General features: G+C 37.3%; 17 protein-coding genes, 1 tRNA gene and 1 pseudogene. 13 read left to right on the forward strand and 6 right to left on the reverse strand.

Annotated features, from left to right (window positions below; translation table 11 throughout):
• Positions 1 to 147 precede the first annotated feature (147 nt).
• Complete coding sequence (locus WA338_RS10635; protein ID WP_009782030.1) at positions 148 to 2,028, forward strand: cation:proton antiporter; 1,881 nt, start codon at positions 148 to 150, stop codon at positions 2,026 to 2,028.
• 148 nt (positions 2,029 to 2,176) lie between these two features.
• Positions 2,177 to 3,271: a Gfo/Idh/MocA family protein gene (locus WA338_RS10640; RefSeq protein WP_272986022.1), complete on the forward strand. Its 1,095-nt coding sequence runs from the start codon at positions 2,177 to 2,179 to the stop codon at positions 3,269 to 3,271.
• A 39-nt stretch (positions 3,272 to 3,310) separates the two neighbouring features.
• Here WA338_RS10640 and WA338_RS10645 read toward each other — a convergent pair whose 3' ends face one another.
• Both WA338_RS10645 and lepA read right to left on the reverse strand, forming a co-directional pair.
• Complete coding sequence (locus WA338_RS10645) at positions 3,311 to 3,481, reverse strand: hypothetical protein (protein WP_009782032.1); 171 nt, start codon at positions 3,479 to 3,481, stop codon at positions 3,311 to 3,313.
• On the reverse strand, positions 3,482 to 5,278 hold the full coding sequence (lepA, locus tag WA338_RS10650; protein WP_009782033.1) for a translation elongation factor 4: 1,797 nt from the start codon (positions 5,276 to 5,278) through the stop codon (positions 3,482 to 3,484).
• Between the two features lie 265 nt (positions 5,279 to 5,543).
• On the opposite strand from lepA, the gene WA338_RS10655 reads away from it, so the two are divergent.
• Positions 5,544 to 7,964, forward strand: coding sequence for an outer membrane beta-barrel family protein (locus WA338_RS10655; protein ID WP_272986023.1), 2,421 nt, complete (start codon positions 5,544 to 5,546; stop codon positions 7,962 to 7,964).
• Between the two features lie 108 nt (positions 7,965 to 8,072).
• Positions 8,073 to 9,077: a tRNA dihydrouridine synthase DusB gene (gene dusB, locus WA338_RS10660; RefSeq protein ID WP_009782035.1), complete on the forward strand. Its 1,005-nt coding sequence runs from the start codon at positions 8,073 to 8,075 to the stop codon at positions 9,075 to 9,077.
• Positions 9,078 to 9,090: 13 nt separating this feature from the next.
• Here the strand turns inward: dusB and WA338_RS10665 are convergent, their stop codons facing one another.
• Both WA338_RS10665 and rbfA read right to left on the reverse strand, forming a co-directional pair.
• Positions 9,091 to 10,293: an ABC transporter permease gene (locus tag WA338_RS10665; protein WP_272986024.1), complete on the reverse strand. Its 1,203-nt coding sequence runs from the start codon at positions 10,291 to 10,293 to the stop codon at positions 9,091 to 9,093.
• A 12-nt stretch (positions 10,294 to 10,305) separates the two neighbouring features.
• On the reverse strand, positions 10,306 to 10,698 hold the full coding sequence (gene rbfA / locus WA338_RS10670; protein ID WP_009782037.1) for a 30S ribosome-binding factor RbfA: 393 nt from the start codon (positions 10,696 to 10,698) through the stop codon (positions 10,306 to 10,308).
• 82 nt (positions 10,699 to 10,780) lie between these two features.
• Here rbfA and mce point away from each other — a divergent pair, with 82 nt between their 5' ends.
• The 6 genes from mce (at position 10,781) to WA338_RS10700 (ending at position 15,453) form a co-directional block, all read left to right on the forward strand.
• The gene (gene mce, locus WA338_RS10675) at positions 10,781 to 11,182 is read left to right on the forward strand and encodes a methylmalonyl-CoA epimerase (RefSeq protein ID WP_009782038.1); all 402 of its coding nucleotides are present in this window, start codon (positions 10,781 to 10,783) and stop codon (positions 11,180 to 11,182) included.
• Between the two features lie 90 nt (positions 11,183 to 11,272).
• Positions 11,273 to 11,349 (forward strand) — tRNA-Ile (locus tag WA338_RS10680).
• Between the two features lie 280 nt (positions 11,350 to 11,629).
• Positions 11,630 to 12,673, forward strand: a complete 1,044-nt coding sequence (locus WA338_RS10685; RefSeq protein ID WP_272986025.1) for a helix-turn-helix domain-containing protein — start codon at positions 11,630 to 11,632, stop codon at positions 12,671 to 12,673.
• Positions 12,670 to 13,176 (forward strand): hypothetical protein, encoded by a 507-nt coding sequence (locus WA338_RS10690; protein ID WP_272986026.1) that lies wholly within the window; start codon positions 12,670 to 12,672, stop codon positions 13,174 to 13,176. The genes WA338_RS10685 and WA338_RS10690 overlap by 4 nt, the downstream gene beginning before the upstream one ends.
• A 119-nt stretch (positions 13,177 to 13,295) precedes the next feature.
• Complete coding sequence (locus tag WA338_RS10695; RefSeq protein WP_272986027.1) at positions 13,296 to 14,351, forward strand: hypothetical protein; 1,056 nt, start codon at positions 13,296 to 13,298, stop codon at positions 14,349 to 14,351.
• 775 nt (positions 14,352 to 15,126) lie between these two features.
• Positions 15,127 to 15,453 (forward strand): BfmA/BtgA family mobilization protein, encoded by a 327-nt coding sequence (locus tag WA338_RS10700; protein WP_272986028.1) that lies wholly within the window; start codon positions 15,127 to 15,129, stop codon positions 15,451 to 15,453.
• Positions 15,454 to 16,065: 612 nt separating this feature from the next.
• On the opposite strand, the gene WA338_RS10705 is transcribed toward WA338_RS10700, so the two are convergent.
• Complete coding sequence (locus WA338_RS10705; RefSeq protein ID WP_272986033.1) at positions 16,066 to 17,163, reverse strand: hypothetical protein; 1,098 nt, start codon at positions 17,161 to 17,163, stop codon at positions 16,066 to 16,068.
• A 2-nt stretch (positions 17,164 to 17,165) separates the two neighbouring features.
• Positions 17,166 to 17,951, reverse strand: coding sequence for a sigma-70 family RNA polymerase sigma factor (locus WA338_RS10710; RefSeq protein ID WP_272986029.1), 786 nt, complete (start codon positions 17,949 to 17,951; stop codon positions 17,166 to 17,168).
• A gap of 194 nt (positions 17,952 to 18,145) precedes the next feature.
• Here WA338_RS10710 and WA338_RS10715 point away from each other — a divergent pair, with 194 nt between their 5' ends.
• From WA338_RS10715 to WA338_RS10725, 3 genes and pseudogenes are all read left to right on the forward strand, one after another.
• Positions 18,146 to 18,379: a helix-turn-helix domain-containing protein gene (locus WA338_RS10715; protein WP_272986030.1), complete on the forward strand. Its 234-nt coding sequence runs from the start codon at positions 18,146 to 18,148 to the stop codon at positions 18,377 to 18,379.
• A 259-nt stretch (positions 18,380 to 18,638) separates the two neighbouring features.
• Positions 18,639 to 20,078 (forward strand): PIN-like domain-containing protein, encoded by a 1,440-nt coding sequence (locus WA338_RS10720; RefSeq protein WP_272986031.1) that lies wholly within the window; start codon positions 18,639 to 18,641, stop codon positions 20,076 to 20,078.
• A gap of 502 nt (positions 20,079 to 20,580) precedes the next feature.
• A pseudogene (locus WA338_RS10725) lies at positions 20,581 to 21,641 on the forward strand (IS3 family transposase); the annotation flags it as partial.
• Positions 21,642 to 21,643 lie beyond the last annotated feature (2 nt).

A 21,643-nucleotide genomic window follows, 5' to 3' on the forward strand; every position in this document is an offset into this window, starting at 1 on the left:
GATTATCAAGTAAAGTCTTGCAAAATACTAAAACCACGTTAAATCAAATTTTTTGCCCCGAGTAATTAAGCTATATTTAACAAAGAATCGCTTTTGACGGCTTTAGTATCATACAATAAAGCCGTATCATAGCAAAAAATTGAATACATGTTAGAACTGGGAGGAATCATCATTCTAGGTATCTTGGCGCAATGGGTAGCTTGGAAATTTAAGATACCGGCAATCTTACCCTTAATATTGATCGGGCTTTTTGTGGGGCCTATTTCAACTTTATTTACTTACGACGGCTCTAAATGGATTGAACCTATTTGGGACGGGGAAGTGGGTATTTTTCCCGGAGAGCGGCTCTTTAATTTTGTGTCGCTTGCCATCGGGATCATTCTGTTTGAAGGCGGACTTACCTTACGCTTTAGCGAGATAAAAAATGTAGGTCCGGTAATTACAAAACTGATCATTATTGGTTCGCTGGTAACCTTTTTTGGTGCAGGTGCAGCAGCCTACTATATTTTTGATCTAAGCCTGCGCATTTCCTTTTTATTTGCTGCCTTGATCATTGTAACGGGACCCACCGTGATCACACCGATCTTGCGTAATATTCCCTTAAAAAAGGACATTTCAGCAATTCTTAAGTGGGAAGGGATACTTATCGATCCGATTGGGGCTTTGGTAGCCGTATTGGTTTTTGAATTTATCAGCGTGGGTGCCGGAAGCGAATTTACACTGACTGCCCTTGAGGAGTTTGGTAAAATTGTGCTCTTTGGGTTTACGTTCGGGTTTACATTTGCACATGCTTTGGCTTTGAGTATCAAGCGTAATATCATTCCGCATTATTTATTAAATGTGTTCACACTCGCTTGCGTTTTGGGTGTGTTTGTACTTTCAGATCTTTTTGCGCACGAGAGCGGATTACTTTCTGTGGTAGTCATGGGTATGGTAATGGGAAATATGAAATTACCAAACATCAAAGAGCTTCTTTATTTCAAAGAATCGCTTAGTGTGCTCTTGATTTCGTTGCTGTTTATTCTGCTTTCTGCAAACATTGAAATGCAGGACCTATACTTAATTTATACCTGGAAAGCCGTGTGGCTTTTTGCCGTTGTGGTTTTTGTATTAAGACCTATAGGAGTTTTTCTTAGTGCTAAAGGTTCAGGCTTAAAATTCAACGAAAAGCTTTTTGTAAGCTGGGTAGGACCACGGGGTATTGTTGCCGCAGGTATTGCTTCGCTTTTTGGACTTCAGCTGGTAAGTGAAGGTGTTGAAGGAGCAGAATATATTACTCCTTTGGTATTTATGATCGTGCTTGGTACCGTGTTACTAAATGCAACTACCGCGCGTCTTTTTGCAAAAATCGTGGGTGTTTTCCTAACGGAATCAAAAGGTATTGTGATCATAGGAGCTTCTAAAGCTTCTCGTATCATTGGGGAATACTTGATGCAAAATGGGCGTCACGTCGTACTTGTTGACAGCAACAGTTATAATATTGAAAAAGCCAAAGAACGCGGTCTTGAAGCTATTGAAGAAAGTATTTATTCAGACAGTTTGATGAACAATATAGAACTGAATGACGTAGGATATCTTATGGCTTTAACCGGTAACGGTGACATTAATGATTATGCTATAAACCGTTTTAGAGATATTTTTGGAGAAAATGGAGCCTTTAGACTCATCACTCCCGATGAGATGAGAAGTTCGCAGTCTTCTCCTCATGAAGGACTCTTCTCTCCTACCGATGATTTCATTCGCCTTACAGAAGTTGCGCGTGCACATCCTACCATTCAAGAGATTGATATTGATTCAAAAGAAGCTTTTGAAAAACTGGTAAAAAGCACACGTGAAGATGAGAACGTTGTGCCTATTTTCTTAAAGAAAGAATCTGGCGAACTCGAGATTTTAAAGTCTAATCTCGATGAGGTAGAGGTTGAGAATTTTACCAATACTAAACTTGTGTACTTAGGAAAACCATTTGATCCCGAAGAAGTTGCTATAGCAAAAAAAGAGGTTGAAGAACCTGAATCTGATGATTTATAAAACCACGCTTTAAGCTTTAAAAAGGGATTCTTTAATGAATCCCTTTTTTTTACAAATAACAGATTTTAAGCTTATTAAAATTTTATTAATAATTCAGTTTTAAGAATTTGATATGTGATTGTTGAGTAACTTTCTACAAAACAAGCTTATGAATAATAGACGCAGCTTTCTAAAAAATACCGGACTAGCTCTTGCCGCGAGCACCTTACCACTTCCCTATTTTGCTCACGCTAAACCTCAAAAGAAACTTGGAGTTGCGCTCTTAGGATTAGGTGGCTATGCTACAAATAATCTGGCGCCCGCACTTATGCAAACCAAGCATATTGAATTACGCGGGATTGTAACCGGAAGCCCTGAGAAAATACCGGTCTGGCAAGAGAAATACGGGATCAAAGATCAAAATGTTTATAGTTATGAAACGCTCCCTGAAATTGCCAATAATAACGACATAGATGTGGTGTACATCGTTACTCCTACTTTTTTGCATAAAAAATTTGCAGTGATGGCTGCAAATGCGGGTAAGCACGTGTTTTGTGAAAAACCAATGGCGATGACCGTAAGTGAGTGTCAAGAAATCATAGACGCTTGTGAGAAGAATAATGTGCGCTTGGCGATAGGTTATCGTATGCAACATGAAAAAAACACCCAAACCATAATCAATTGGGCAAAAACCAATCCGTATGGGGCGTTACAGCGCGTTCATACCGAAGCAGGTTTTAGAATTGGAGCTTCGGGCGGTTGGCGTTTAAACGGAGCCAAAGGAGGCGGAGCTATCTACGATATGGCCGTTTATCCTATCAACGCCATGCGATACGCAACGGGATTAGAGCCTATTGCGCTCACTGCTTCACACGAGACACAAAGACCCGATTTATTTTTAAACGGAGCTCCGGAAATCACTTATTTTGATCTTGAATTTCCGAACGGAATAAAGGCTAAAGGCCGCGTGACTTATGCAGATAATGTTAACTTTCTAAAAGTAGATTGCGCAGACGGAAACTATGAGTTGGCTCCTTTTCAAAGCTATAATGGCGTAAGCGGAAGCACCAGCGATGGAAAATATTTAAAGCCTTGTGATTGTAATCAACAAGCAATCCAGATGGATGATGATGCGCTTGCGATATTGAACGACAAGCCAATGATCGCTCCGGGTATCGAAGGTTTACGCGATATACAAATTGTTGAAGCTGCTTTGGCCTCAGGCCGAAATGAGGGTGAAAGAATAGTTTTAAAACAGTATTAAACAAAAAACCTCGCAATTTATGCGAGGTTTTTTGATACGTTATTTTTTCTCTTTGGAAGTAAAATAATCGGAGATTACCATCAGGATTCCGGCGACAGCGCCTAGGGCTAGCAACCACACCATAAATTGATTTTGTGTGGCGTTTGTATATTGACTGATCATTCCGCAGATGATGATCAAAGCTAAACCTATAAACTGTATGCGTTTCATCTAGTCGTTAAGTTTCAGTACCGCCATAAATGCTTCCTGAGGAATTTCCACATTACCTACCTGACGCATACGCTTTTTACCTTTTTTCTGCTTTTCAAGAAGTTTTCGCTTACGTGAGATATCTCCACCATAACATTTTGCAGTAACGTCTTTACGAAGCGCTTTTACAGTCTCTCTGGCGATGATCTTTGCACCAATCGCAGCCTGAATAGGAATATCAAACTGCTGACGCGGAATAAGCTCTTTGAGCTTCTCACACATCTTTTTACCTATATCGTAAGCATTGTCTTTATGCAGCAAAGCAGAAAGTGCATCTACGGTATTTCCGTTTAATAAAACATCTACTTTAACCAGATGTGAAGCACGCATTCCTATAGGTGCATAATCAAAGGAAGCATAGCCTTTAGATACTGTTTTAAGACGGTCGTAGAAGTCAAAAACGATCTCTGCAAGCGGCATATCAAAACTCAACTCTACACGCTCAGGCGTTAAATAGGTTTGATTGGTAATTTGACCGCGTTTTTCGATACACAATGACATTACCGGTCCTACAAAATCAGCTTTGGTAATGATCGAAGCTTTAATAAATGGTTCTTCAACACGATCCATTCCCGCAGGATCAGGAAGGTCTGAAGGATTGTTGACCAGTATAGGTGTTTCCTTATCTTTGATCGTATATGCTAAGTAAGAAACGTTAGGAACTGTAGTAATAACGGTCATATCAAACTCACGCTCTAAACGTTCCTGAATGATCTCTAAGTGCAACATTCCTAAGAACCCACATCGAAAACCAAAACCTAAAGCGGCAGAACTTTCCGGCTGAAAAACAAGAGAAGCATCATTAAGCTGAAGTTTTTCCATAGAAGAACGAAGGTCTTCATAATCTTCGGTATCTACAGGATAGATTCCGGCAAAAACCATAGGTTTTACATCCTCAAAACCAGAGATCATATTAGTTGTTGGGTTCTTGGCATCGGTAATGGTATCCCCAACTTTTACTTCTTTAGCCTCCTTAATTCCGGTAATTAAATAGCCTACATCACCGGTTTTGATTACTTTTTTAGGAGATTGTTTCAGGTTAAGCGTTCCTACTTCATCTGCATAGTACGTTTTGCCGGTAGCCATAAACTTAATATGCTGACCCTTTGTGATCTCCCCATTGATAACTCTAAAATAGGTTTCAACACCTCTAAACGGATTATAAACCGAATCAAAAATAAGTGCTTGTAATGGTTCGTCCGGATTTCCTTTTGGCGCCGGAATACGCGTAATAATCGCGTCTAAAATTTCCTGAATTCCAATTCCTGTTTTTGCACTGGCAGGGATCACCTCTGAAGCATCACAACCTAAAAGGTCAACAATATCGTCTGTAACCTCTTCAGGATTTGCACTGGGTAAATCTACTTTATTCAATACCGGAATGATTTCAAGATCATTCTCTAAGGCCAGATACAAGTTAGAAATGGTCTGTGCTTGTATACTTTGAGCAGCATCAACCACAAGTAAGGCTCCTTCACAGGCCGCTATACTTCTAGAAACCTCATAAGAGAAATCTACGTGACCCGGAGTGTCAATAAGATTTAAGATAAACGGCTCACCGTTGTGTATATAATTCATCTGGATGGCGTGCGATTTAATGGTAATACCACGCTCACGCTCCAGATCCATATTATCTAATAGTTGCTCTTGTTTTTCACGGTCTGTAACAGATCCTGTAAAATCTAACAAGCGATCTGCCAGGGTACTTTTACCGTGATCAATATGAGCGATAATGCAAAAATTGCGAATGTTCTTCATAGACGTTCTTCATCAATGTTCGCAGTAAGCGAACTTTAGCCTGCAAATATACAGTTTAGGTTATGCATTTTCTAATAAATAAATTTCGATTGATTTTATAGGCACTGCCAAAGGGTTTAATACTCCGCGGCTTATCTTGAATTTGAAAATTTGTTTCCAACCACCGCCTCATTGGCTTAACCTGAGGTAGTTTACCCTAAAAAACATTCAAAAAATTTAAGGTTTAATTTTATTAACATATAATTTACATTAGTTTTGAGCGTATATGAAGCACCAGTTACTAATCTCCTTTTTCTTAGCCCCTTTTGTTTCTTTTACCCAAAGCGGAAACATAACCGGTAAGGTTATAGATGATCAGCAACGTGCGGTGCCTTATGCTAATGTATTACTACTTAAAGCTGCAGACTCTACCTTTGTCAAGGGAGCGGTAAGTGAAGAAAATGGTGAAATTCTTTTTGCTGAAATTTCTTCCGGAACCTATTTAATTAAAGCCAGTTTTGTTGGTTTTAAAGAGAGTTACAGCAGTCCGTTTGAGTTGAAGGATCAAATACGTATTCCAGATTTAATACTTCAAGAGAATTCTGAAGCGCTCGATGCCGTTACGGTGAATTACAGAAAACCCACGGTAGACCGAAGAGTAGATCGCATAGTTTTTAATGTTGAAAATACTGCAATTTCTTCGGGGACTACTTTTGATATTTTACAGCGCACTCCCGGAGTAATTGTTAATCAGGGGCAACTTTTAGTAAAAAACAGACCGGCACAAGTATATATCAATGACCGTAAAGTGTATTTGACCAATGAAGAATTGCAACAATTGCTTGAAGGCTTTGCGGGAGTTAATGTAAAATCTGTTGAAGTGATCACGACACCTCCGGCGAGATATGATGCCGAAGGCGGTGCGATTTTGAATATCATTACTTCAAAAAATCTTTCGATTGGCTATAAAGGAAGTCTCAATGCTTCCAATACAGTTGCAATCAAACCTAAATACAACGTAGGAACCAGCCAATACTATAAAACCGATTGGTTAAATGCGTTTGCGAGTTATAATTTCAATTCCCGATTTGATGTCAAAACCGATGAAGGTTTTGTTCAGTTTTACAATCCTAACGGAAGTGAAAAAGCGACTTGGGAAGATTTGTTTCAGCGAGAAACCCGAACCATTTCGCACAGTTTAAATACCATTTTAGATTTCACATTAAGTGAGACAGAAATGTTGAGTTTTACTGCTAATATTCTGCATACGCCAAAAGCAAATTCAGACATCAGCGGTAGAACGGAAACCTACAATCCACAAGGTCAGTTAGATTCTTTATATACCACGCAAAGCCGATTAGAAAATCAGCGTGATAATTTGCTTTTCAATTTAAATTATGAGAAGCAATTGGGTGAAAATGGAGCAACGCTTTCGGCCAACGCCAATTATATAGATTATACAGATAATCAAATGCAATCTGTGGCTACGCGCTATGTTTCGGCTCAAGGCAACCTTTTAAATGCAAATGCGTTCAACACTATCCCAACTCAAAAATCTCAGATTTATACCGGGCAATTAGATTATTCAGGTAATTTAGGAAAGTGGTCCTTTGAAGCCGGAGCAAAATATTCTGGAATCAATTCTGAAAGTAGACAGGAGTTCTTTAATACTGCAGGAAATGTAAGCGATGCCGATGCGATCCTTAATGATAATTTCGATTATACTGAAGGTATTTATGCGTCGTATTTCAGCTTTGCTAAAGATTGGGAAAAATGGAGTTTTAAAACTGGCCTGCGCGGAGAATATACCGATGCTAACGGGAACTCACGAACTTTAGGCGTTGTGAATACGCAGGAGTATTTAGAATTGTTTCCTACAGCTTATTTGATGTACGCCGCTGCTGACAACCATAGCTTTGCTCTTGATTACAGCAGAAGAATAGATCGCCCGCGTTTTCAAAGTTTGAATCCGTACAGGTATTTCTTAAATGAAAACAACTTTCAAGAAGGAAACCCAAATATTCAACCGGCAATTGCAAACAAAGTCAAGCTTTCGTATTCTTTTAAAAACAAGTTGAGTTTTGAGCTGTATTGGGATCGTATCGATAATGCGATGAGTAGATTGCCTTTTCAGGATAATGAAAATTTAACCTTGAGAAGTGTAAATACTAATCTTAATTATGAGCAACAATACAGTCTGGATGTTATCTATTCAGAATTTGTAAATAATTGGATGTGGATGAGCGTTTATGCGTCTTTTTTCAATCTAGAAAATGAATTTGTAGCCCTAGAAGATAACAATAGCCTAGTTCAAAAAGAGATCAATGGGTTATACATTGAAACACTGAATTATCTCATAATCAATCCAACGCTTAATGTGGCTATTTCAAATAATTTCACTTCAAATTTTTTAGTGGGTTCCTATGAATACGATCGCCCGCAATATAGGCTCAATGTAGACATTCAAAAGCGTTTTCTAGATGGGCGTTTGATAGTTAATTTAAGTTCTGAAGACATATTCAACACCAATAACATTCCGCTTACGTCGCACTATTTGAATCAGAACAATACCTTCTTTGCTATGCCAGAATCTCAAAAGATTCGTGTAGGTGTACGTTATAACTTCGGAAACTTCAAACTAAGCGATAACAACAGGAACACTTCGGTTGAAGAAGAAACCAGACTGAAAGAGCTCGGTAGCAATTAAGAATATACTTCTTAATAAAACATTCCTTAATTTTGCGCGAGAATTGCTCGGTTAAAACAAACCGAAGCTTTTTAGGTATTCCAAGAAATTATTTTAAAAAGTATTGCTTTGGCTAAAATAGGAGATATTGATGTAGGAGACTTCCCGTTGCTTTTAGCACCTATGGAAGATGTGAGTGACCCGCCTTTTCGCGCGTTGTGCAAAGAGCAAGGAGCAGATGTGGTGTATACCGAGTTTATCTCGAGTGAGGGCCTCATTCGAGACGCTGCAAAAAGCGTGATGAAACTCGATATTTATGAGAAAGAACGTCCCGTAGGTATTCAGATTTTTGGAGCCAATCTCGAGTCGATGCTTCAGAGTGTTGAAATTGTAGAAGCTTCAAAGCCAGATATTATTGATATCAACTTTGGTTGTCCGGTTAAGAAAGTAGTTTCTAAAGGTGCCGGTGCCGGAATTTTAAAAGATATTGATCTGATGGTTTCACTTACCGAAGCTATGGTCAAGCATACTAACTTACCGATTACCGTTAAAACCCGTTTGGGTTGGGATCACGACTCGATCAAAATCGTTGAAGTTGCCGAACGCTTGCAAGATGTAGGTTGTAAGGCGATTGCCATTCACGGTAGAACGCGCGCACAGATGTATAAAGGTAATGCCGATTGGAAACCTATTGCTGAAGTTAAAAATAATCAGCGCATGCATATTCCCGTTTTTGGAAACGGTGATGTAGATACTCCTGAGCGCGCTGTAGAAATGCGAGATCAGTATGGCCTTGACGGTGCGATGATCGGTCGGGCGAGTATTGGGTATCCTTGGTTTTTTAGAGAAGTAAAGCATTTTTTCAACACAGGTGAGCATATGGCGCCACCAACTATGCAAGAGCGCGTTGATGCTGCTCGCAGACATTTACAAATGTCTATAGATTGGAAGGGTGAAAAACTTGGTGTATTTGAGACGCGACGTCACTATACTAATTACTTTAAAGGGATTCCCGGGTTTAAGCCTTATCGTATGAAAATGGTAACCAGTGATGCTCCAGAAGATGTTTTTGCTGCTTTTGATGAGGTTGAAGAGTTGTTTGCCGATTATGATTTTGCGCAACAAACCTATTAAAGCTAGCAGCAGGTTAATCCTGTAATAACTTAGGCCTAATAGTCGACGACGCGAGATAGGAAGCCAAAATCCCTAAGATGGAAATGGTAAAAAATACCGCTAAGAAATTAACGAGTGTAAATTCCATAGGGTAGGGAAGTGTTGGAGTGATCATTTTAAGCTGAAACTGCAATTGTGCTCCTACGATCAAACTTCCTAAAATCAAACCGATGATTCCACCAAAGACACTCATCATCGTTCCTTGTAAAAAGTAGATTTTTTTGATGTCTTTCAATGAAGCGCCCAGGCTATGCAGCGTTTGGATATTGGCTTTTTTATCGATGATGATCATAATAATACTTCCCACAAGATTGAAAAGCGCAATGATTAAAACCAAGGTGAAAATTAAGTAAACTGCTAGATTTTCGGCATTTAGCATTTTGTAAAGCTTGTCATTAAGCTGAAAGCGGGTTTTAACTTCAGTCTGATCTCCAAAAAGGCGTTGTATTCTTTGCTGTACCTGTACGGGGTCTGCCTTAGGATTTAACTTTAATTCTACACTGCTGAGTGTAGCTTCGTTGTAATTCAGCAATTTTCGAACGTAGTCAATATTGGTGAATAAATATTTTTGATCAAGTTCCTCATTAACTTGAAAAATATCTGAAACGACCAATTGCGAACTATTAAAAGCTTGTGTAGGATCGGTAATTTGTCCGGTTCCCGGCTTGGGAACCATTACTCTAAGTAAATCACTATAATTATTTACGCCTAGCGAAAGAATGCGAGAGATTCCAAAACCAATGGCTGCTACAGGTTCTTCCGGAGTGATCCAATTACCATAAAGCAAGGTGCTATCGATATTGTTAACGTTTCGGTAGTTTTCATCAACACCTTTAATATAAGCTATGTGGTTTTTTCCTCTAAACTCGAGAAATGCACGCTCTTCAATAACTTGAGTGTAACTAATTATATCAGGATTAGCTTCAAGCTCAGCAGCTAAATCTGGAGTAAACAAAATAGTTTTTCCGCTTGCGGGAAGTACTTTTAAGTCTGGATCAAAAATCGAAGAAAAGGAAAGGCTGAAATCTTTTAAACCCGAAAACCCTGATAATACGATAAAAAGAGCGGCAGCACCTGCAATGATACTCACTGCCGAAATAAGCGTAATGATATTTATAGCATTATTACTGCTTTTTGTAAACAGATAACGTTTTGCGATAAATACGGGAAATTTCAACAGTGGAGTGCCTTATGATTTTTTTCTACGAGGAAGTAAATCGGGATTTTGAATAGGATCTTCAGAACCTTTAAGAGATTTATCAATTCCGTCGATGTACTCTAGAGAGTCATCAATATAAAATTGCAATTCAGGCATACGACGCAATTGATGACGCGTGCGATTTGCGATCTCGTGCTTAATAAAAGGCTTTACAGCGCTTACTTCCTTTAAAATTTCAGAAGCCTTGTCGTGAGGAAAAACACTTATGTAGACTTTTGCCTGTGAGAGATCTGTAGTTACATTCACTTTGCTCACCGAGACAATTATATTTTTTACACCAGCCTCCATCAATGCCTTTTGAATTACATCAACTAAATCGCGTTGAAGAACACCGGCAACCTTCTTTTGTCTATTTGTTTCCATACTGCAAAAATACATTTTTTATAATTGCGCTACCTTTAGCTTAACCGAGATTTAAAAGCTGAAAATTTAGAAACGGAATACCATGGAAAAAATTGAACATATAGGAATTGCTGTTAAAAGTCTGAAAGATTCCAACGAAATGTATACAAAGCTTTTAGGAACTGCTCCTTATAAAACTGAAGCCGTAGCTTCTGAAGGTGTAAACACCTCTTTTTTTAAAATGGGTGCTTCTAAAATAGAATTGCTTGAAGCAACACAAGATGATAGTCCCATAGCTAAGTTTCTTGAAAAGCGGGGAGAAGGAGTGCATCATATCGCTTATGCGGTTGACGATATCAGATCAGAAATGAAAAGACTGAAGGATGAAGGATTTCATTTACTCAATGAAGAACCTAAAAAGGGAGCAGATAACAAATGGGTAGCCTTTTTACATCCTAAAAGCACAGGAGGTGTTTTAATAGAGTTGTGTCAGGATATTGATTAAACAGCTGCTGCTATAATTTAAAGTTTGTAGTAAATAAAAATTAATCTTATTTTTGCGCCCGCTTTAACTATGAAATAATGGTTAACAGCCGGTCCTATAGCTCAGTTGGTTAGAGCACCTGACTCATAATCAGGTGGTCCCTGGTTCGAGCCCAGGTGGGACCACCAGTAAACACTAAGCCTCAGAAGATTTTGTCTTCTGAGGCTTTTTTAATTTGCAAGTGATTTGCAAATAAGTCTATTTTTAATAAAATTTTAACTTATTTAGAGTCAATTAGTTATCAATTCCATCATTTATATTTAAAAGCTGACTCTACCTCTCAAAATTTTAAGTATTAGCTATTCTTTATCATACCTCTGTCAATCGATTGAAACCTTTTAATTGTGAATAACTTGTTGACAAATCATTAATTATTGTTATTTTTGTAAACCTAATTAATTGTGGTTTATGAAAGAGTTATTTGCTAAAAGACTGAAGAGCGCAAGGGTTCGCGCGGGTATGTCACAGGATGAGCTTGTACATAGGATGGATAATATTGTTTCTAAAAATTCAATTTCAAAATATGAAAAGGCAGAAATGCTTCCTGATTCTAAAGTTTTGGTTGCCTTAGCAAAAGCTTTGGACGTTAAAACCGATTATTTTTTTAGAGAATTTAAAGTTGAAATAGAAAATATAGAATTTAGAAAAAAGAGACTTGGTGTTAAAAAAGTAAATGCTATTAAAGAAAAAGTAATAGATAACGTAGAACGTTATTTAGAATTAGAGCAATTCTTAGGTTTAACTTCAACTTTTGAAAACCCTATTGTATCTCTTAAAATCAATTCTAAAAATGACGTAGAAAATGCAGTTAATCATTTGTTGGAGGGTTGGAAGATAGGTTACAATGCATTACCAAACGTGATTGACTTACTCGAAGACAAGCACATAAAAGTTATTGAGATAGACGCGCCAGCGGAATTTGATGGTTTTTCCGGTTGGGCTGATGGAACTTTTCCAGTAATTGTTTTAAATCAAAATTATGGTCTTGAAAGAAAGCGTTTTACTGCATTACACGAATTAGGTCATTTGGTCCTACAATTTGATTCAGGAATAGAGCACAAAGTGATAGAGAAAATGTGTCATCAGTTTGCAGGAGCTATGTTAATGCCTGAGAAAACTTTTAAGAGGGAATTTGGAGGTAAAAGGTCTTCTTTATCATTGAATGAGTTAATTTCAATCAAAGAGGAATATGGAATATCTATACAGGCCATAATGGCTAGAGCTAAAGATTTTGAATTTATCTCAGAAAATAGATATAGAAGTTTTCGAATTTATATTTCAAAGAATAGGGAAGAGAAGGATTTAGGTCAATACATTGGCCGTGAATCCTCTCATAGATTTAAACAATTGCTTTATAGAGCGGCTTCAGAAGAAATTATATCTATGAGTAAAGCGGCAAATCTTTCTAATCAAAAATTAGCAGCATTTAGAAAAGAGCTAATTGCAATATGAAAATTGTTGTAAACGATGCGAATATTTTGATTGATTTGGTTGAGCTGGAGCTTTTACCTCATTTTTTTGCGCTCAAGTTTGAATTCTTTACAACAACATTAATTTTAGAAGAATTACTTGAAGAACAAAAGGAGCAGTTGGAAGTATATATTACCGAAGGTGTTTTGATTGCTGAGGAAATGACCAGTGAAGACTTAGAAGTGATTAAAGATATTGAGAAACAAAAGCCTAAATTATCCCAACAAGATTGTTCAGCATATCATCAAGCGAACACAAAAGAAGGAACGTTAATCACAAGTGATAATGTTTTGAGAAAATTTGCAAAATCTACAAATCTGGATGTTCATGGTCACCTATGGGTTTTTGATCAAATGGTCGCTCAAAATACGTTAGCGCCTCTAACTGCCTCTCAAAAATTAAAAAACTTGTGTGATGTTATTAATACGCAACTCAAACTTCCAAAATTGGAGTGCGAAAAGCGCCACACTCTCTGGAATGATTAGATCCTAATATCCCATATCCGGATATGGGATATTTAATATGTTATATTCTCAACCTTATGGAATTAAGTGTTTAAATACTAATTAACTATCAATAAATTAGGGGTCTAATCAAATCATCGATGATAACCCAATTTACTCGTAAGAAGTTTTATGAATTTGTTTGGTCTAAGCCCTTAACCAAGATAACAGAGGAGCTCAAAATTGACTACCATACAATAGTAGCGCTTTGTAAAAAACACGATATACCTCGACCTCCATCCAATTATTGGTTAAAATTAAAGTTTGGCAAACAAGCAGCTCAGCCAGAATTGCCTAACCCTGATGATGAACGTATTATTTGGGGAGCTATTAATGAAGAACAAGATCCTTATTCCTGGATCTATTTAAGAGGAAAGGCTTTAGAAAAACACATAAAAAAAGAAATAGAAGAGGATCAAAGCTTAGATCTAAATGTGTCTCAAAGACTCAGTAAACCTGATAGGTTGGTCGAAGACTATCTAAGAATAAAAGAACAGCGAGAAAAGGCACGTAAGCGAGGTCAATACTTAAGCAGTTATGACAATCCTACAATTTCTATTAACACCTCTAAAGAACAAGAGTCTCGTGCGCTGCGATTTGTAGACTGCTTGATTAAAAATTTAAGATTGCGAGGACACCATTTCGAAATCCGGAACTACCACTATGAAATTTATATTTGCGGGGTGTCCTATCCGTTTAGTCTTCGTGAGGTTAATAAACGGGTTCCTAGAAGTGATGGTTGGGGATCTGATTATATACCTACAGGAAAGCTTGCTTTAAAAATTGATAGCTGGCGCGGTAAAGAATGGCAAGACCAAAAGACCCTAACTCTAGAGCATAAAATTTCTGAAATCATTGCCAGGCTTGAATATTTAGCCAAGAAAGAACGTGCAGAATCTATTTATCGTGATGTAAAACACCGAAGAAATAAAGTCGAATCAGAAAAGGCTGAAGCTTTAAAACGGAAAAGGATTGAGGAAGATCAAAAATTTGAAAAGCTTTTACAATTAGCGGATCAATGGAAACGTGTTGAAAATCTGAAGGAATTTATATTGATGCTTGAAAATAATCGCTTAGTTGATAGTGATAAAGAACAAGTAATCCAATGGGCAAAAAACAGAATTGAGAAACTTGACTTTATTGGATCTATAGAATAGAATTTTAGATCCGTAATTCTTCACCCCATTTCCCTACATTCCGCAAAAAAGCTTCATTTCGGTAAAAGCGGTTCATTCAAAAATCTTGAACCCAATCCCGGAAAAAGGGATTACGTTCGCTTGATTCAAGTGCACTATAAAATCATTGCGCAAAAAGAGGCTGAGTCAAACTCAAAAATACTACCAACACACTTTTTTCAAACGCTCATTTCCTTTGCTTGAAAGAACTAAAATTTAGATTGAGCCGCTTTGCATAACCAGGCTCCGCTGTCGCTCTTTTTATAAAAGCTTTCCTCAATACTAAATTTTAAATGGGGGTAATCGAAAAGGAAACGCGATGGCGCTATGGAAAGTAAATGGATGCTTAGAAGCAGCTATTTTTCGTTTGGGTGTATATTGAAATCTATCTGATGTGAAGCTTCTGTTTTTCTATCAAACTTCAAGAAAAACGCTCCAGATATACCAAGTAAATGGTTTTGATCTTCCATAAAATTTGAAAGCATTTGACATTAAAATTAATGCGGATTTTAATTGATAACTTAGGGTGTACAAGTTATCATTTTGAGTAGCGAAGCGGACAAAAATGAGAAGCAAGAGGATAACCCGCTACGCGAGGTTATATAGCTCATTTTTATTTGTAATTTACTGTCTTTAAGCGAGTTATTTAAACTTTGCAAAGTGTTGAAAACAACTGCTTTGTAGTAATTTTTCGTGAAATGCTTCAAAACCCTTATAAACAGGGCGATTGATTATCCTAATCTTTAAAAATCTAGTGATGCCTAAACGATTTTCCCGAATAAATTTTCACACCGAAACAGTGGAGCGCTTTAAAAAGTATGCCATAGCAAATGATGCCAATTATACTGAAACCTTAGAGGCTATTTTAGACTTTTTTGAGCAGAATTCTATCAATCCATTTGAGCCTTTTGATGATTCTAAACAGCGATTGGAAACATTATTTAATAAACGAATGGATGGGGTAGAAGCTATACTACGAAGAATAGAAAACGAGCAAACCAAACCGACCAAAGAGTTATTGGATCGACTTTTTAACCAACAGGAAGAAGAGCAACCCAAGTTTGTTGAGCGGAAATTTAGGTAGATGAACAAGTTTGTTCTGTGTTTATAATTCAACCTTTTAAATGGATAGTTCGCTCACGTCCGTTGTATAGGTTTTAAACATTTAGTGAGCGTCTTATATTACTCACCCTACGGGTGTACAAGCACCCTCCATTATATTCTATATTCAATATCTCTTGATAGGTCTATTTTAAAGTAATGCGATAGATAACTAACTCACGCCATTGTATATATCATTATGATATTTAGTGAGCGCCCAAGCCTCACCTTACGGGTATACAAGTACCCTCTGACCTTAAAGGTCTTTTAAAAATATGGTACATATATCGGTTTTCTTTTTGTGTTCTATTCATCAAAACTTGGATGACCACGCCGTTGTATATGCTTTCTGCATTTGGTGAGTGCCCGTGACCTCACTTTGCGGGTGTACAAGCACCCTCGACCCTAAAGGGTCTATGTATAATTCATTCAGGTTATCATTTGTTATTTTTTCATCGGCATCTTTCTTTATTAGAGTTGATTTATAAGTAAGCCCACGCGTTGTATATGCCCCCGCGGCATTTCGTGAGTGTATTTAAACCTCACGTTATGGGTATACAAGTACCCGCTGACCTTAACAGGTCTAGTTTTATGCTTAATCGATAAGCAGTTCTATTCCCGCTTTTTTGGCTTTGTATTCTATTTTTTTAATGAGTTCGTAATAGTTCCAGTTTCTGAGGACGAATTGGTTTTCTTTGGCGGCTTCAATCTTGGCTTCTTGATTAAGCAAGATCAAGGTGCCGGCCTGGTGTTTAACACAAAAGTCTATAAGTCTTCTGCTGTATACGTGTAAACGCTGATTGACATACTTGGTTTCTTTGTCCCTATATTTTTCTACCGCCTTAAGCTTGCGGGTTCGTCCGTGTCCTCCTCTGGAATTTACTGTTCCTGCTAAAGCACGCTTCCGCGCGGCTTGGATGGCTAGTCTCCGATACAAAAATTCTTCTTTGGTCCCGATGTTTAAACGGTTACTACCTACCTTGACGCTGATAGGATGCTCCAGTGACAAGGAAGCTTCTGCAATCACCTCCGGTTTTAAAGCGTGCTGCTCTTGCTCGATATCAAATACGGCCAACCAAAAGATCTTAGTATCGGTCAACTTGATCTCTGAGGTCCGTAAACGAACCTCCCCCTTTACCGCCCGATGCAAAAGGTCCCGCTTATCGGAAAAGTCCCTCCCCAGATAGGTGCAAAATGGAATCTGAAATAAGCGAAAACAAAAGGCATTGCGTTCCGGGTCGTGCTTGAAGCCCCACATACAGCGCGCAGGAAATGGAAACCCAATGTCCCGCCTGAAGTTTTTGAGGGAGCGTTCGCCCTTCCAATATTTGGGTTTGTTTTTATTGAAGCTACTTTCAAGATTTCGATTGAGGTTGGATAAGATCTCCATCGGGATCTCCCCTTTAAAGCGGTCTGCGATTACACGGTAGGTGGTATTGATGCGCGAACGGTTTAAAATACCACTTTCAACTTTCTTTTGGTCGGCTAGTTTGTACTGGATATCCTCGGTCAGGTAAAAGAATTCCTTGATCATTTCCTGGCAGTATAAATGGGTCACGATAATGTTGGCCGCTTTAAAGCAGCGGTTTTGCCATTGGTAGAGTTTACCAATCGCTTCTTTACGCTCTTCATAGGTAGGCAGATCTACCTTGAGTTGGATTTTGCGGGTAAGGCTTAAGGTCTTATTCTTCATCATCACGCGGATTGTAAGTGTTCGTGCTGCTGTAAGAGCTTGTAGGCCGTTGTAAAGGCGCGGTGCACTTCCTTTTGAGAAAGTTGGAGTTCGTTAGCGATCTGGGCAAACGAATATTGATGCTGGCAACGAAGTTCCAGTATATGAGCTTCCTGTTCGGTTATCTGCCCTACTTCTTCTTGAATTGGCTCGGGTTCTTGAGATTGAAGCACATAGCCTTGGTGCAGGATGTTTTTAATCTCTTCGATGGTAAGCTGGAGAGTATTACTGGTTTCTTTGATGCTGATGCCCAGCTGTTCGGAAATGGTTTTATACTTAAACCCGTGTTGCAAGCAAAGCTCAATAAGGCGTTGACGTTGGACACCCAAGAGGGGTAATACCTTAACCACCTGCTCATACTCCTTTTGCTGCTGTTGTTGGTCTTCTAAATGTGCGTCTACCGCTGTAGGATCATAGCCTAGCATAAAGCTTTGGTAGTTCTCAATTTTTTCTAAAGCGTAGCACTCCCGATTAAATTGATTTTTAGGCCGCGCATAATACCATTTGCATTCATTAGAAATGACGGTATATAGAAAATTGACCAGATGTTGTGGAGACTCGATTTGCTCGCGTTTTTCCCATAGCGTGAGAAAAGTGTCCTGTACCAAGGTCTCGACCACAAATACATCTTTGATCAAACTCCGTCCCATCCAATAGATCTGCCGATGGTATTGGGTATAAATGGCATTAAAGGCCAAAGGGCAGCCGTGTTTGAATAATTCGAAAGATGATTTGATTTTTGAGCACATAATTAATCCCGTATTAATTGAAATGTGTATGAAGCAGCCGTAAACTTTGAATAGATTATTGGCAACCCTATAGTTATAAATGCTTATAATTTTCTAGCATTTCACCAAATATAATAAAAATTACTTAATAATGGTACAGGTACCTTTATTGAGTGATCGATTATTTTACTTCTTGTACTTCGTAAGAAGGAACAGTGATTAGTAAAATAGAAGCTTATATTATCGACAGGGTTAAAGAAAAAAGGAAAGAGAAAAACCTTTCTCAAATAGCCCTTTCCCAGAAATTAGGTATGAGTGATAGTTTTATTTCTCACGTAGAATCTACAACCAGAAGAGCAAAATATAATCTTAATCACCTTAATGCACTTGCTCAAGTACTCCAATGCTCTCCAAAAGACTTTTGGCCAGATAAGCCTATTTCAAAATAGGCTTATTTAAAATTTCTATTTCATACTCCATCAAGGCCTTTGAGTGGGCTTTGCCTGAGGGATGCTATGCTTTTTTAGTCTTTCTAACCCGTCCTAAATTAGCTATATAATTTAGTGATATTAAGGAATTCCATAAAGTGCTTCTTAAGCAAATGTTTATTTTTATAAACGCAATTGTAAAATGTTGGTAATCTGCGATTTTTGAGGGGATATTCATGTATTTTATATTAATATAAAAAGTTGCCTAATTAAAAGAACTATGGAAGAAACACCTGAATTGAAGATTTGTCAAGATTTCGTTTTTGAAACAAACAAGTCATTTTCTATTGTTACCTCTCAAAAAGCGTTGGAATTGTACAGCAAAAAATTAGAATCTGCTCTGGGGTTTGAAAATGAAATTCCTATTTTCTTAGATACTAACGTTTTATTAGATTACTATAGGATTTCGTTTTCAGAGAGGGCAGAATTAATTAAGTTCTTTGAAACAAATAAGGAGCGTATTTACATAACTAAACAAATTGAGACAGAATTTTTGCGTCATCGTATTGACCATATTCGCTCATATCTTAAATCTTTAGATGAATTTGTAAATGCTTACAGGAATATCCGTGCAGAAATTGAACGCTTAAAAAATGGAGAAATTAAAGGGTTCGACCATTATATCAATAAAAATATAATATTGAAAAATGATTATCAAGATCTTAGGAAAGAATTATCTACTTTCAACGAGACTTTAAAGGATAAACTCAAAAATCTTTTTTCGGAATCCGATTTTGAAGAACAAATTGAAGAAAAAGAGGGCAAAATTGAAGAAATAAGGAAAAGGCTCGAAGGACAAGCTGATATTGAAAGAAATGACCCATTGTTAAATGTAATTTCTAAGTTTCAAATTACACCTGAATTATCAGAAGAAGAAGAGGTTGTATTAAAAAATCAATTTAATGATTTAACTTCTATTTATTCAACAGTTAAAAATGACCAAAATAAGAATTGGAAAAGCACATTTCCAGGGTGTGGAGACAAGAAAGAAAATCCTTATGGAGACTTTATTATTTATCACGAAATGATAAAGTTTCTAAAGTCTAATCAAACAGATGCAGTTTTTTTAACAAATGATGTTGAGAAAAATGATTGGTTATCAAAGAAGAAAGCGGAATACAAACCATATACCCACTACATAATAAATTCTTATTCATTATCTGAACAGACATTATTCATATTCAATGCTCAAGATAAAATACGGGTTTCCTATAGTCCTGTATATACAGAAATTAAAGAAGATGTACTCATTAACGATGATATTGAAAAACTTATTGAAACGTCAGATAGTTCAAGTTCTGATATGGAAAAACACCTCAAGGTTGTTGGAAAAATTAATTTGGATAATCATAAGTATAACTTTTATTCAGAATATGATGATATAACAAAGGAAGAGTTTTTAAGAGAACTTGCAGAAAGTGAGAAATGGGCGAAAACCTATGGTAGTGATTTTGTAGGTTTAAATAGTTTCGTTGTGAAATATTTAGGAGCGAAAGGTTATCATTATCGATCTTCTTACAACATTAAAGATGAATTATTAAAAGAAGGATTGGTGGAAGTGTATACCCACACGCCTGAAGATTCCTTTTACAATCAGGTAGAGGCAATCAAATTATCGAAAAAAACAAATTGTAATGGTTTAGAAGGTAATGAGCGATAAGCCCACGATTCACCTCTCACTCTGCTGTATGTAGGGGTTTCGTTTGCGATCGTAAAATCAAGACGTTACTTTGACTAATCAATTTAATATGAAGAGATAAAACTTGACAGGCATTAATATTTTTAAGTAATGCTATTTAATTTTATTACCATAATCTTTATACATTTTCAAGAATTCTATTTCAAAACGATCTTAATACTTGAGAAATAGAATTTAAAACTGTCCTTTTTTAGGAGATTACAAAATTGCTTAAAGCATAGTATCAGTTATAAATAATATACTGTTCAATGTATATCTATCTATGAATCAGTTGTTTTTTGAAATATAAAGGTATACATTCATATAGTCATTAAAATCAATGGTTGATCAACTTCGCAAATTTCGAGATCGCTTAAGAATTATTATAATTCTCTATACGTTTTGTGAACGTTCGCCTGGCGATTGTAAGCTTCCCTTAAAACCGAACTGTTTAGAAGTGTAATAATTCTTAATTTTAAACAGTATGAGACGAAGCAAATTCACACCTACACAGATTGCAAAAATTTTAAAGGAGTTCGACAACGGTAAGAGTGTTGAAGAAATTAGCCGCGAATACGGTGTCAGTACCTCTACCTTTTATAAATGGCGTTCTAAATACGCTGGTATGAGCAGCAAAGAACTTAAGCGTATTAAGGAGCTCGAAGCTGAAAACGCCCGTCTAAAGCAGATGTATGCCTCTTTAGCACTAGACCACCAAATGGCAAAAGAGATTATTGAAAAAAAGCTCTAAAGCCCTGCCGTAAACGTATAATAGCTAAGGAGCTTATCCACTACGGTATTAGTAGGGCGTGCCGTGTGCTTAATATGAGTAAAAGTGTTTATTATTATAAACCTTTACCCAAGAATGATGCTCCTATAGAACAAGCTCTTAGAGAAAAAGCTGAAAAACATTCAGAAGAAGGATTCTGGAAAGCCTACTGGCGTATCCGTAACGAAGGAAAGCCTTGGAATCATAAGCGAGTACACCGGGTATATGTGTCCTTAGGGCTTCCTTTAAGAAGAAAAGTAAAGAAGCGCCTGCCCGCGCGTATACAGGAACCTTTGGAGATTCCTGAAGAATTGAATGATACTTGGAGTATTGATTTCGTAAGCGATGTCCTAGAAAACAAGAGACGTTTTAGGTCTTTTAATGTAATTGATGATTTTAATCGGGAGGCACTACATATTGAAGTAGACTTTTCATTGACTAGTAATCGGGTAGTCTGGGTACTCAATCACCTAATCAACCGACGGGGCAAGCCAAACAGGATCAGGATGGACAATGGCCCTGAATTCATAGCAAACCTTACGGCTGAATGGAGTAAAATGCATGATATTGAATTTAAATACATACAACCGGGAAAACCTACTCAAAATGCTTTTGTAGAACGTTTTAATGGCTCCTATCGCAGAGGTGTCCTAGATAAGTATATCTTTGAAAACATTGATCAGGTAAGGGAGCAAACTCAAATATGGATGGAAGATTACAATAAGTATCGTCCCCATGACTCACTGGGCAAAATAGCACCAGTGCAATACGCAAAACT

This window comes from Leeuwenhoekiella sp. CH_XMU1409-2, assembly GCF_037029365.1.
Taxonomy (GTDB): Bacteria; Bacteroidota; Bacteroidia; order Flavobacteriales; family Flavobacteriaceae; genus Leeuwenhoekiella; species Leeuwenhoekiella blandensis.

Coding starts and splice junctions, on each gene's coding strand:
- WA338_RS10635 (WP_009782030.1), top strand. CDS start 148: ATGTTAGAACTGGGAGGAATCATCATTCTAGGTATCTTGGCGCAATGG.
- WA338_RS10640 (WP_272986022.1), top strand. CDS start 2,177: ATGAATAATAGACGCAGCTTTCTAAAAAATACCGGACTAGCTCTTGCC.
- WA338_RS10645 (WP_009782032.1), bottom strand. CDS start 3,481: ATGAAACGCATACAGTTTATAGGTTTAGCTTTGATCATCATCTGCGGA.
- lepA (WP_009782033.1), bottom strand. CDS start 5,278: ATGAAGAACATTCGCAATTTTTGCATTATCGCTCATATTGATCACGGT.
- WA338_RS10655 (WP_272986023.1), top strand. CDS start 5,544: ATGAAGCACCAGTTACTAATCTCCTTTTTCTTAGCCCCTTTTGTTTCT.
- rbfA (WP_009782037.1), bottom strand. CDS start 10,698: ATGGAAACAAATAGACAAAAGAAGGTTGCCGGTGTTCTTCAACGCGAT.
- mce (WP_009782038.1), top strand. CDS start 10,781: ATGGAAAAAATTGAACATATAGGAATTGCTGTTAAAAGTCTGAAAGAT.
- WA338_RS10685 (WP_272986025.1), top strand. CDS start 11,630: ATGAAAGAGTTATTTGCTAAAAGACTGAAGAGCGCAAGGGTTCGCGCG.
- WA338_RS10690 (WP_272986026.1), top strand. CDS start 12,670: ATGAAAATTGTTGTAAACGATGCGAATATTTTGATTGATTTGGTTGAG.
- WA338_RS10695 (WP_272986027.1), top strand. CDS start 13,296: ATGATAACCCAATTTACTCGTAAGAAGTTTTATGAATTTGTTTGGTCT.
- WA338_RS10700 (WP_272986028.1), top strand. CDS start 15,127: ATGCCTAAACGATTTTCCCGAATAAATTTTCACACCGAAACAGTGGAG.
- WA338_RS10705 (WP_272986033.1), bottom strand. CDS start 17,163: ATGAAGAATAAGACCTTAAGCCTTACCCGCAAAATCCAACTCAAGGTA.
- WA338_RS10710 (WP_272986029.1), bottom strand. CDS start 17,951: ATGTGCTCAAAAATCAAATCATCTTTCGAATTATTCAAACACGGCTGC.
- WA338_RS10720 (WP_272986031.1), top strand. CDS start 18,639: ATGGAAGAAACACCTGAATTGAAGATTTGTCAAGATTTCGTTTTTGAA.